This window comes from Mesorhizobium sp. CA16, assembly GCF_020165175.1.
In the GTDB taxonomy this organism is placed as follows: domain Bacteria; phylum Pseudomonadota; class Alphaproteobacteria; order Rhizobiales; family Rhizobiaceae; genus Mesorhizobium.
The window spans coordinates 109,060-120,929 of sequence record NZ_JAIUHP010000004.1; the positions used below are offsets into that span (position 1 = coordinate 109,060).

General features: G+C 63.7%; 12 protein-coding genes. 1 reads left to right on the top strand and 11 read right to left on the bottom strand.

Going from position 1 to position 11,870, the window contains the following annotated elements; genetic code table 11:
• Positions 1 to 18 precede the first annotated feature (18 nt).
• Genes LB525_RS08205 through LB525_RS08230 form a run of 6 tightly spaced genes read right to left on the bottom strand, consistent with a single transcriptional unit; the run spans position 19 to position 5,322 of the window.
• Complete coding sequence (locus LB525_RS08205; RefSeq protein ID WP_224544249.1) at positions 19 to 954, bottom strand: beta-xylosidase; 936 nt, start codon at positions 952 to 954, stop codon at positions 19 to 21.
• The gene (locus tag LB525_RS08210) at positions 947 to 1,708 is read right to left on the bottom strand and encodes a TIGR04290 family methyltransferase (protein WP_224544250.1); all 762 of its coding nucleotides are present in this window, start codon (positions 1,706 to 1,708) and stop codon (positions 947 to 949) included. The genes LB525_RS08205 and LB525_RS08210 overlap by 8 nt, the downstream gene beginning before the upstream one ends.
• 2 nt (positions 1,709 to 1,710) lie before the next feature.
• Complete coding sequence (locus LB525_RS08215) at positions 1,711 to 2,514, bottom strand: nucleotidyltransferase family protein (RefSeq protein WP_224544251.1); 804 nt, start codon at positions 2,512 to 2,514, stop codon at positions 1,711 to 1,713.
• Positions 2,514 to 3,611, bottom strand: a complete 1,098-nt coding sequence (locus tag LB525_RS08220; RefSeq protein ID WP_224544252.1) for a glycosyltransferase — start codon at positions 3,609 to 3,611, stop codon at positions 2,514 to 2,516. Before LB525_RS08220 ends, LB525_RS08215 begins: the two co-directional genes overlap by 1 nt.
• A gap of 14 nt (positions 3,612 to 3,625) precedes the next feature.
• Positions 3,626 to 4,222, bottom strand: a complete 597-nt coding sequence (locus tag LB525_RS08225; RefSeq protein WP_140844516.1) for a histidine phosphatase family protein — start codon at positions 4,220 to 4,222, stop codon at positions 3,626 to 3,628.
• A complete protein-coding gene (locus LB525_RS08230; RefSeq protein ID WP_140844510.1) occupies positions 4,219 to 5,322 on the bottom strand; it encodes an inositol-3-phosphate synthase in 1,104 nt (367 codons plus the stop codon). The genes LB525_RS08225 and LB525_RS08230 overlap by 4 nt, the downstream gene beginning before the upstream one ends.
• Before the next feature lie 152 nt (positions 5,323 to 5,474).
• Here LB525_RS08230 and LB525_RS08235 point away from each other — a divergent pair, with 152 nt between their 5' ends.
• Positions 5,475 to 7,223 (top strand): hypothetical protein, encoded by a 1,749-nt coding sequence (locus LB525_RS08235; RefSeq protein ID WP_224544253.1) that lies wholly within the window; start codon positions 5,475 to 5,477, stop codon positions 7,221 to 7,223.
• On the opposite strand, the gene LB525_RS08240 is transcribed toward LB525_RS08235, so the two are convergent.
• From LB525_RS08240 to LB525_RS08260, 5 genes are all read right to left on the bottom strand, one after another.
• Positions 7,224 to 7,373 carry a hypothetical protein gene (locus LB525_RS08240; protein ID WP_224544254.1) on the bottom strand — a complete coding sequence of 50 codons (150 nt, stop codon included), beginning with the start codon at positions 7,371 to 7,373 and terminating at the stop codon, positions 7,224 to 7,226.
• Between the two features lie 113 nt (positions 7,374 to 7,486).
• Positions 7,487 to 8,548 carry a UDP-glucuronic acid decarboxylase family protein gene (locus LB525_RS08245; protein WP_411971007.1) on the bottom strand — a complete coding sequence of 354 codons (1,062 nt, stop codon included), beginning with the start codon at positions 8,546 to 8,548 and terminating at the stop codon, positions 7,487 to 7,489.
• Positions 8,545 to 9,654, bottom strand: a complete 1,110-nt coding sequence (locus LB525_RS08250; protein ID WP_224544255.1) for a glycosyltransferase — start codon at positions 9,652 to 9,654, stop codon at positions 8,545 to 8,547. Before LB525_RS08250 ends, LB525_RS08245 begins: the two co-directional genes overlap by 4 nt.
• Positions 9,651 to 10,745, bottom strand: coding sequence for a glycosyltransferase (locus LB525_RS08255; RefSeq protein WP_224544256.1), 1,095 nt, complete (start codon positions 10,743 to 10,745; stop codon positions 9,651 to 9,653). Before LB525_RS08255 ends, LB525_RS08250 begins: the two co-directional genes overlap by 4 nt.
• Positions 10,742 to 11,869, bottom strand: coding sequence for a glycosyltransferase (locus tag LB525_RS08260; protein WP_224544257.1), 1,128 nt, complete (start codon positions 11,867 to 11,869; stop codon positions 10,742 to 10,744). The genes LB525_RS08255 and LB525_RS08260 overlap by 4 nt, the downstream gene beginning before the upstream one ends.
• Between the last annotated feature and the right edge of the window lies 1 nt (position 11,870).

An 11,870-nucleotide genomic window follows, 5' to 3' on the forward strand; every position in this document is an offset into this window, starting at 1 on the left:
CGCCGATCGAGCCGGGATTCAGCATGCCGCCGACACGCGCCGCGTTCGTGTCATGTCGTCGCTGATCGCAGGAGCGTAGCGGCGGATCATCGCGGCGCAGAATTCGGCGAATTCCTCGGGCACCTGCGGCGGACTTGTGTGGTGGGGCTGAAGACCCCGATGTTCAGGCGTGAAGCAGAAGGTCACCGTGACGTTGAAGTCGGCGAGCGCTTCCATCTGGCGATCGAACCAGCCCAGCGCGTTCGGCCGGAAGCTGTCCGCCCAAGACAGGCCAGTGCGCAGGTGCGTCACGCCCAGTCGGTGCATCCAGGCTACGGCATCATCCAGCCGATGGTCCTCGAAATGGAACCACTGTACCAGGCCCATTTGCGGGGTGTGGCGCACGAACTCCTCGAGTGCCGGCTTGGGCGTGCCGTCCTCGCGCAGCAGGCCCATGTAGAAGTGCCTGTAATAGGACGAGCCTTCCGCCTCGCGATGGCGCGTCGTCGCCTCCCATGAACGCGGCAGGTCATAGAGGCTGTACCACTGCACCCGCGGCGCGATGCCAAGCAGCAGCTCGGCCGTGCGGCGCAGACCCCAGAGCTGGATCTCCTCGGCGCCGAAGGTCGACACGCCGACTTCGCTGACCCAGATCGGCAGATCGGTGATGGCGGCGATCTCGCCGAGCTTCTGCGGCCATTCGTCGATTTGCCAGAGATTCCAGTCGAGCGGGAAGCCATGAACCGCGACGGCGTCGACATGGTCGAGCACGCCGAAATCCTTCATGCGTGTCATGAAGCCGGCATCGATCGGCGAAATACCGCCCAGCACCTTCGTGACGGCCGGGTTTTCCCGGTCGATCGCATCGGCGGCCAGGATTGCCATCGAGGCAAAACGGCTCCAGTCCGGATCGAGCTCGGGATCCCAATGCGATTTGTTGTTGGGCTCGTTCCAGATCATCGCGGCTTCAATCATCGGCCTCTCCTTTCGCGGGATAGACGGCGGCGCCGTCGGCCGGATTGCCCGCCGCACGGCAGAAATAGACCTCGTCCTCAGGGTGCAGCACGATTTCGAAGCCGGCGCTGCGCAGCATCGCTTCGGTGCAGGCACGGTTTGGAATCCACCAGTTGGTTGGGTCGTCCGCATAGCGATGCTCGATGAAGTGCAGTTTCGGAAATTCAGGTCGATCGAAGAGGTCGCGTGTCCAGAAATGGTAGTTCTGTTCGAGCGGCAGGACGTCCCCGCTGCCCCTCTGCATCGACTGGAAGATCATCAGGTCGCCTGCGACATGCGCGCGGATCAGGTCGAGCGCCAGCAGCGGATGGCGCAGGTGGTAGAGCACACCCATGAACAGCACGATGTCGAAGCGTTCGCCAAGCGCCCCGACGTCGTAGACGGACATTTCCCGGAATTCGATATCGCAGCCGGCGATCTCGGCGGCGAAGCGCGCCTGGGCGAGGTAGGCCTGGTCGAAATCGATGCCGAGCACGCGATCGGCGCCGCGCTTCTTCATCTCGATCGAATAGAAGCCGGCGTTGCAGCCGATATCGAGCACGGACATGCCCGAAAGGTCAGTCGGAATGGCATCCGCGAATTTGCGCCATTTGATCAGTGGATAATTGCCGAGGAAATGATCCGGCGCGGTTTCCACGCCCGCAAGCTCCATATTGTGGAACCACGGTCCCAGCGCGTCGATGCGGCGGCGTATTTCCGTGCTGGAATGCAGCATGGCTAAGCTCCTTCGCCTGGAAGGGTTGGCACCGTTGAGAGATCTTGCGATGCGAACATCGGCGGGGTCTCATCTTCAACGACATCGTTGCTTTCGAGCAGCCTGAGCGCCGTGCGATATCCGTCGAAAGTGCCGACGTCGACATAGGCCGTTCCGGCCTTGACGCCGTAAGCCTCGCCTCCGGCTGCGAGATAAGCGTTTATCAGCGTGCCGAAATACTCGTCGAAGCCGTCGCGCTGGCGCCACAGTGCCGCGAGCTGGTGGAAGATACGGCCAGGCATCTTGAAGGCGCCCCAGACCCAGTTTGTTGCGGCATCAGCTTGCTTGACCTGGATTTGCTCGACACGTCCGCCCTGATCCAGGACGACGGCGTCGAACAGTTCCGGGCGATCGACCGGAAACATCAGAAAGGACAGCCGGTCGTCGGCCAGGCGGCAGAAGCCGTCCTCGGGGAACCAGATCGTGTCCGGCAGGCCGATCAGGACCGTTTCTTCCGGCGTGACCAGCGGCTCGGCACGGAAGATCGCATCGCACAGTCCGATCGGGGAGGGCTGCGCGACGAAGATTGCAGCGGCGGTGTCATAGCCGGCGGCGTAGTATTCGAGGATATCCGACTTGCCGGAACCGATGATGAAGCAGATGCGGTCGACGCCGTTTCGGACCATCCGCCGCACCAGATATTCGCTCACCGCGCAAGGGCGCTCGGTCTGCCCGTCCAGCCGGCTGCCGACCGGCAACAGCTCCTTGGAAAAACCCAGCGGCTGAATGCGGCTGCCGCGGCCCGCGGCAGGCACGATCCCCAACATCAGACGGCTTCCTCCATTGCTCCATCTGCCATGGACGCGGCGGCGTTCAAGATGCGATCGAGTTCGGCGGCGCGGTGCGCGGACGTGTGCTCGTCGAGGACGCGTTCACGGGCGCGGCGGCCAAGCGCCTCGATTTCGTTGTCCGACAGGCCAAGCGCGGCGACGACATCGCCGGTAGCGTGTGCCAACAGAATCTCGCTGCCGGGCGTGAAGAAGCTGTCGAGGCCGGCCCAATCGTCGGAGATGATCGCGGCGCCGCAGGCGGCTGCCTCGAACAGCCGGCCTGACGGGCACCAGCCCTTGCGCGCCATCGCTTCGCGGGTGACGTTCAGCGTCAGGCGCGAGGAGGAAAAGAAGGCGGGGTGATCCGCGGGCGGCAGGTGCCTGACGAAGAAGATATTGCCGCTCCATGGAAAGTCCGCTGGATATTGTGCGCCGCCGATGATGAAGCGGCGGTTCGGCAGTTGGGCCGCTGGAGCTACGAGCAGTCTTTCCACGGCCGCCTGCCGGTCCTCGGCATAGGTTCCGAGATAGGAGAGATCGCCGGCGAACTCGGACCGTGGCGGGGCCGGCCGGTGCCGGTTGGGGTCGACATGTCCGTAGAGCGGCAGGACATGGCGCACGCCGAGAATACCCTTCAGCGCATCGATCGCCGGTCCTCCGGTATAGCTCAGGATCAGGTCGAAATCGCGCAGGCCATCCGGCTCGAAATAGGCCGGATAGTCACCTTGCTCGATTCTCGCCAGCGTTACCGGTGTATCGAGATCGTAGAACACCTTCAGCCCGCGACAGCTCTCGTTGGCGAGCCGCGAGGCCCTCACGGCGTCCGGACAATAAGAGGTGACTATGACCACGTCGGCCTGCCGTATCGCGGCCTCAGCCTCATGGCGGATACTCTCCCAGTCCGAGTAGAGAATGATGTTGCAGGCATCGAGCCGGTCGAGGTCCCTGGCACCGGCGTAATAGGGCGTGTCGCGCTCGAAGAAGCTGATCGACCAGCCAAATGGGGCCAGAGCGCCTATCAGCCCGCGCCAGAGCGTGGCATGGCCGTTGCCCCATGAGGACGTGACGGTGAGACCGAATATGACCATGCGCATCGCCAGCCGCTCCGTCAGGGGAGTTCGTTGAGGCGGATGAGCTTGGAACCCCAGTCGCCATGAACGACTGTGGTGATCGAGGCCGGCGCAATATCGAAGCGGAAGCAGTCGCCGAGCTGCAGGCCGAGAATCGCGCAGACGGCTGCCTTGATGACGTCGGCATGGCTGATAAGGGCGATGCACTGACCCTGCCCATTCTCGCGCAACGCATCCATCAGGCCGACGATCCTGTGTTGGACATCCAGCATCGTCTCGCCGCTCGGCGTGCGGGCGCTCTGGCGCTGGTCATTCCAAAGCCGCCAGCTTGCGTCGCCGTTCAGTTCTTCGAAGGTCTTGCCGGACCACTCGCCGAAGTCGATCTCATCGAGTTCTTTGCAGATCGCGATCTTCTCGACCTCGCAGGCGATCGCGATCGGCTTTGCGGTCTCCAGCGTGCGTTCGCGCGGACTGCTCAAGATGGCAGCGAGCGGCTCGCGCGCCATGCGGCGCGCGAGATGCAGCGCCTGCGCCTGTCCGGCCTCGCCGAGGCGAACGCCATCGAGCCGCCCGGCCAAGTAGCACCCGACATGATCATGAGCCGCGTGGCGGATGAGAAAGAAAGTCGTGGTCATTCGGCGGCATCGAGCAACGGCTCGTCCCCGCCGGCGATGAAGGCCAATGTGCGCAGGCGCGCCTCGGCGTCGGTGAACTGCTGGGGCGGCGACTTCATGAAGTAGCTGCTGGGGCCTGTGAGCGCGCCGGCAATGCCACGGTCGAGGGCCAGCTTTGCGCAGCGGACGGCGTCTATGACCACGCCCGCGGAATTGGGCGAATCCCAGACCTCCAGCTTGAGCTCGGCATTGAGCGGCACGCCGCCGAAGGTGGTGCCTTCGACCCGTATATAGGCCCATTTGCGGTCAGTCAGCCACGGGACATGGTCACTGGGGCCGACATGGATGTTGCCGGCCTCGAGCGGGACGTCGATCTGGCTGGTGACGGATTGCGTCTTGGAAATCTTTTTCGATTCCAACCGCTCGCGCTCAAGCATGTTGAGGAAGTCGGTGTTGCCGCCGAAGTTGAGCTGATAGGTGCGATCGATGCGCACGCCGCGCTCCCGGAAGAGATTGGCGAGCAGCCGGTGCACGATTGTTGCGCCGACCTGGCTCTTGATATCGTCGCCGACGAGGGGAAGGCCGCGCTCCTCGAAGCGCTGGCGCCATTCCGGCCGCGAGGCGATGAAGACAGGAATGCAATTGACGAAGGCGCAGCCGGCCTCAAGCGCGCATTCGGCATAGAAGCGCGTCGCCTGTTCGGAGCCGACCGGAAGATAGGATATCAGCACCTCGACCCCGCTCCCCCGCAGCCGGCCGGTTACGTCTGCTACCGGTTCATCCGACTCTTCGATCTCGTCTCGGAGATATTTGCCGATGCCGTCGAGTGTTGGGCCGCGCTCCACACGGACGCCGGTCGGCGCGACATCAGCAAAACGGAAGGTGTTGTTGGGCGCGGTGTAGATCGCTTCCGCCACATCGCGCCCAACCTTGTTTTTCGCGACATCGAAGGCGCAGACGACCTCAATGTCGTCGACATGATAGCCGCCGAGGTCGGCATGCATCAGCCCGGGGATCGGCTCGTTGCCGTTGGCGTGGCGATAGTAGGAGAGACCTTGCACAAGAGATGACGCGCAATTGCCCACGCCAACGATGCCGATGCGAACTTTCTTCGATGTCACGAACCGCTGCCTCTTTGCTGAAGGTAAGTTCCTCGCGCCGAACCGGGAGCGACCTCGAATGTTCCTTCGCGCCGTGAAAAATTGCTGAGCCGGATCTCGGATCAAAGAGGCGCCGCTTCGCGTTGGCGGCCAGACAGCGGGATAGGAGCCGCATGATCGTCTTCGGCGACCACAAGCGAACGCGCAGCGCACAACAGCTCAGGGAAGCTGACTTGGCCGCAGCGGCAGCAATCGGCGATCTGCCCGCCGGTATCGAACGTCACGCCGCCGTGGTCGATCTTTTCGTCAGTGCCTCCGAACTTGTGCAAGGCCTTGCCGATGCGGAATTCGACACCAGGGGTGCCGATTGCAATTCGTCGACACAGAAGCTGGGGTCGGAAATTCTCGTCGAGTTGTCGGAGGAAGTGCTGCGATCCTGGCAACAAGGATTTGTCCGGAGCGGAGCGCTCGACCCGTTGCTGCTTGCGAAGCTTGCCACCATCGATTGTAGCAGCGAAATAATCACCGGCCCGGCCGAAGGCTACGCGCTTTATGCGCTATATCCGGAAACCTATCTGCTTGCGGCGCTGCAGTCGGGCCTCGACGCAAACACCTGCGTCATCGGGATCCGCAGCATCGGTCTAGGTCTCGCGGCGATGGTCGCCGCCGCGCTGCATGCGCCGCCGCCCATCAGTGTGAGGCCGATCGGGCACCCGTTTAGCCGCCACATATGCGCCGCGCCCGAACTCCTCGGCGGCTGGCGCGACAGACCTCATGCCAAATTTGCCATCGTTGATGAAGGTCCGGGGCTCTCCGGCAGCTCCTTTCATGCTGTCGTTGCCTGGCTGCGCCGGCAGGGCATCGACCAGGAGCGCATTCATTTGTTCCCGAGCCACCGCGGCGGGCCGGGCGTGCAAGCTTCGGCAGACATGCAGGCTATTTGGAGCCACTGCTCGCGCCATGTCGCGGATTTCGAAGCGGCCTTCGATGGATGCGTCGCGCCGAACCTTCGCCACTGGGTGGCGAACCTGCTCGGCAAGGTCGATGTCGAACTCTGCGAGATTTCCGGCGGCGAATGGCGCAAGCATATTTCCACGCCACCGGAGCATTGGCCTCCGGTGTTTGCCGGCTTTGAGCGGCGAAAATTCATGGCACTGGCGGGCACGGAGCGTTGGTTGGTCAAGTTCGCCGGTCTCGGCGGGACCGGCCAGCACAAGCTGCACACGGCGAGGTGGGTGCACAGGGCCGGTTTTGGAACGCAGCCCGCCGGACTCTGCCACGGCTTCCTGATCGAGCGTTGGACAGATGCGGACAGGCTGGATCGGACAGAGCTGGCCAGGGACCTGCTGGTCGAATGGCTTGGACGCTATCTCGGCTGGCGCGCTGCCGAGTTGCCGACCGAAGAGGCCGGCGCGTCGCTGGATGGGCTTGCGGACATGACCGTGCAAAACTGCAGGGAAGCCTTGGGGGAAGGGCCGGCCGAAGCATTAAGGGGTTGGTTCGCCCGCCACTCCTCACATCCCTTCCTGCGGAGGATCGAGATCGACGGACGCCTGCACCCGTGGGAATTTCTGGTTCGGCCGGAGGGAACCCTGCTCAAGACGGACGCCGTCGATCATTGCCGCTCGCACGACATTGTCGGCTGTCAGGACATAGCCTGGGACATTGCAGGCGCGACGGTGGAATATGAGCTTTCCGCCGCCGAGCTTTCGCGGCTCATCCAAGGCATTGAGGCACAAGTGTCGCGTGCCGTCGATCATTCTTTGGTGGATTACATGGAGCCCTGCTATCTCGCCTTCCAGCTTGGGCTATGGACGATGGCCGGACAGTCGACACACGGCGATGAGCGGGTAAGGGCCACGCGCGCCGCCGACCGCTACGAAACCGGGCTTTCGCGTTTTATCGAGCGCGCGAGGAGCTGATCAGTCCAGCCTGCGCAGCATGTCCGCTTCCTGCTCCAGAATTGTGGCCACTTCCTCGCGCTGCAGATGTGTCATCATGAGGCTGACGCAACATTCGAGATAGGTGATGGAGGCTCGCCGCAGGAACGCGGCGGTTTCGGCGGCCGCCATCTGGTCGATGTCCTTGATTGATCGCTTCGGCTGCACAGTTCTTCTCCATGACGGTTGTCATGTCCAACCGCAATCCCGGTCGGTTGTTCCGCTACCGCGAAAGAAGCCACGCCTCAGAGCTGAAGGTTCCGTACTTTTCCGGCCTCAGTCCTGTTGACCGGAGCGATGGGCTCCATCGCGAGGTCGTCGAGGCTCGAGAAAAAGACGATGGTTTGCAGCAGGCCTTGCCTGAGAGGCACCTTGGGCGACCAGCCGAGAAGCGCCCTTGCGCGGCCTATGTCGGGCCGCCGGCGGCGCGGGTCGTCCTGCGGCAAGGGCAGGAATTTCACGGGCGATTTGGTGCCGGTCAGTTCCCGAACCAGCCTTGCCAGTTCAAGGATCGAAAACTCGCCGGGATTGCCCAGATTGACCGGCTGTCGCGGATTGGGATCGACATCCATAAGGCGCCGCAATCCTTCGATCATGTCGCTGACATAGCAGAATGACCGGGTTTGCCGGCCGTCGCCGAATATCGTCAGCGGCCGTTTCTCGATCGCTTGCATGACCAGGTTGGACACGATGCGGCCGTCGGCCGGGTCCATTCTGGGACCATAGGTGTTGAAGATGCGGGCGATGCGAATATCGGCCATCTCGGCCCGCAGATAATCGAAGCAGAGCGTCTCCGCGGTGCGCTTGCCTTCATCATAACAGGCGCGCGGTCCTGTGCAGTTGACGTGGCCGACATAGTCCTCGCGCTGTGGGTGCTGTTCCGGATCGCCATAGACTTCGCTGGTCGACGCCTGCAGGAAGCGGGCGCCGTTGCTTGCGGCGAGCTCGAGCAGATTGAGCGTTCCGATCACACAGGTGCGCGTGGTGTGGACCGGATCGGCCTGGTAGCGGGGCGGCGATGCCGCGCAGGCCAGGTTGAAAACGCGGTCGACAGTCTCGCCGAGTTCCAGCGGGACGCAAACGTCCTGCTCGATCAGCCGGAACCGGGCTTGGCCGATCAGCGAGCTGACATTCTCCATTCGGCCGGTAAGAAAGTTGTCGACGCATATGACGCGATACCCTTCGTGAAGCAAGGCCTCGCATAAATGCGAACCGAGGAAACCGGCACCGCCGGCGACAAGCGCCGTCTGTGTCTGCTGAACCCTTCTTGATCGCCGCATCTGCAAAGTCTCCTGTCTGCTATTCATGCTGCACTTTCCACGTTCAGATCGATCGCCGCGCGCGCATGGACAGATTGGGTCAAAGCCTGAACGAATTCACGCGCCCGAGCGCCGCCGGTGTGGCTTGCAAGCACCGCCTCGCGTGCCGAACGGGCCATATCGAGTCTGGCCCGCTCCGATTTGGCTGTGAGGATTTCCTGCACGTCGCCGGCACTGGCTGCGGTCTCGATCGTCGATTCCGGGAAGAAGCTATCGAGACCGGGCCAGCGGTCGCTGATGATCGGTGTGCCGCAGGCAGCGGCCTCGAAGAGCCGCACGCTGGGCGACCATCCTGCCGCGATCATCGACGCGCGCGTGAGGTTCAGCGTGTAACGCTGGCGGCTGTAGAAGGCGGCATGTTCGGCGGGCGGCAGGTGCTCGATCCGCTCGACATTGTCCGGCCAGGCGATATCGGACGGATATTGCGAGCCGGCGACGACGAAGCGACGCTCCGGCAGGCGCCGCGCCGGCTCCAGCAGCAGCGTTTCGAGGGCGAGCTGCCGGTCGGCGCTGTATGTTCCAAGATAGCCGAGATCCCATTCGATCGCGTCTCTGGTGCGATGGTGCCGCTTTGGATCGACCGAGCAGTAGAGCGGCTCCGTTCGGCGGGCGCCGAACTCCGATCTGAGGCGCTGCAACGTCGGTCCGCCGGTGAAGGAGAAGTAGACGTCGAAATAGGGGATCTGCCTGCGGGCAAGGTAATCGCAATCGTCCTCGGCAACCCGCGCCAGCGTCACCGGCGTGTCGATGTCGTAAAAGCAGAACTGTCCAGTGCACAGCGAAGCGAGGTCGTCGATGATGGCCCTGCCTTCCGGCACGAAGGAGCCTATCACCACCGCGTCGGCCCGCTGCAACTCCTGCCGGTGATTGCGGGGCAGCTCGGAGACTGTCTGGTAGTAGCGCAAGTCGCAGAAATCGGGGTCGCGCAGGTCCCGGTGATGCGCGTACCAGGGCACGTCGCGTTCGAGGAAGGTGACGCGATGGCCGAGCTCGTTGAGCGCGCGCAGCAGTCCCCGGAAAGTCGTCGCGTGGCCGTTGCCCCAGGATGAGGACAACGAAAGTCCGAGGAAAACGATGTCGAGCGGTTTCGTCATTCCGCGGCCTCCATTGCCCGGCGCTCGAAATGCGCCTTGAAGATGTCGTCCACCAGCTGGGCTCGCAGCGTGTAGGTATGCTCGGCCAGAACGCGCCGCCGCGCTGCGGCGCCGATCGCCTTCGCCCGTTTCGGGGTCAGCGTGCGCACGATCTCGGCGACGTCGGCACCGTCCCGCGCGACCAGGATCTCTTCGCCTGGGGTCAGGAACAACTCGACGCCGAGCCACGCATCGGTGATTAGGCATGCGCCCGCGCCCGCCGCTTCGAAGACACGTGTCGCGGGCGAGAACCCGTTGGCCGCCATGCTGTCGCGGCTGATGTTGAGCACCGCCTTCGGCGTCACGTTGAAGGCGTTGTGATCGCGCGTACCGACATGGCCGAGCCACGAAACGTTCGCCGGCAAGGGCTTGTCGCCCCAGCCGGATCCACCGAGCCGGAAGCGTTGGCTGCCAAGCACACGGGCCGGATCGAGGAAGAAGGCGTCGACGCGCGCCTCGCGGTCGGGCAGCCGATTGCCGAGGAAAGCCAGGTCGCAGGCAAAGCGCGGATTCGCGGCGACCGGATGATGTGTCTCAGGATCGAGCGCGTTGTAGATCGGCACGCATTCCGCGGCGCCGAGCGCGCGATAGTCCCAAACCACGGGATCGCCGCCGCCATAGGTCAGCACAAGGCCGATCCTCGTCAACGCCTCATGCAGCGGGTGTTCGGCATGATTGCGCAGCTCGCTTAGGGTCGCCGGCGCATCGACGTCCCAGAACACGGTCAGCGCATCCGGGCGAGCGTTGTCGAGAACCGCATGCAGCAGCGCCTCGTCCTCGAAACCGACGCCGCTTGCCTTGACCACGACGTCTGCCTGCGCGGCGCGCGAGGCGACCTGCATCAGCGCATGCGCTGTCGGCTCGTAGACGACGACGCTGCACCAGTCCGGCGCCTCGATATCGCGATGCTTCTGGCGATCGTATACATCGGGCTCATAGAAGACAATGTCATAGCCGCGCTTCGACAACGCCTTGAGCAAGCCCCGATAATAGGTGGCCGCGCCGTTCCAGTAGGACGACAGAAGGCTCGATCCGTAAAAGGCGATCTTCATGCGACGGCCTCCCTTGCAGGTTTGATTTCAGCGACCTCGCGATTGCCGCATGCGGCGAGGATGTCGAACAACTCGTCGACGCGGTGCCGGCATGTGTGGCGCGCAAGGATGGTTTCCCGGCCGGACGCGGCCAGCGCCTCCGCACGCTGGCTGTCGTTCAGCACGTCGCGAAGGTGACCCCGCATCTCGGCGCCGTTCCGGGCGAACAGGAAATCCGTGCCGGCACGGAACAGTCCTTCGACATCCGACCATGGCGCCGAGACCAGCGGAATGCCGCAGGCCATCGCCTCGAACATGCGTATGGTCGGAATGCCGGGCAGGCTCTCCCGATAAGGCCGGCGGGGGATGTGCATGGTGACGCGATGCCTGGCGAAGCTCTTCGGCACGTCGGCATTGGCAATCCAGCCATCATAGCGCAGCCCTGCCTCGGCAAGCGCGGCTCGGGCATCGGTAGGATAGCGCACGCCGTGCACGGTTCCCGACAGCGCGAGAGCGCTCGCCGGCTCGATCAGGAACTCGGCGATCTCGGCGCTGCGTTCGTCGTCGCCCCAATTGCCGATCCAGACGAGGTCGGAGACGGGCTCGACATCCGGGCACGGCTTGAACAGCCGGTCGTCCGCCGCCTCATGCCAGGTGAAGACCCGTTTGCCCCAGCCGGCGCGAAGATAGCTCTCGCGCAGCACCTCGCCGAAGACCAGCACTCCGTCATAATGCTCGAGCTGAAGTGCCGCTATCGCCTGCGTCGCCGATACGGCGCGGTGATGAGTGTCGTGGAACAGGAGCGTGAAATTGCCATAGGCTCGCGCCTGTCCGATGCGCGCGACAAGATCCTTGTCCGTCCATTCGTGGACGATCACGACATCCGCGTCGGCGAGCCAGGCTTCGTGCGCGAAGCCGGGCCCATAGGTCAGCGCCATCAGCTCCGGGAAATCCTTGCGGAAACGCTCGATGGCGAAAGGGCCTTGCTCGGCAAGCAGATTCGATCGGCTCCAGCCGTCGGCGGGCTCCAGCGCGACCGCCTCATGTCCGCGCGCGACGAGCTCGCGCATGATGCCGCGCTGGAAATGCGCGTTGCCGTGATTCCAGTCGGAAACGGCGGAGTGGGTGTAAAACAGGAAGCGCATG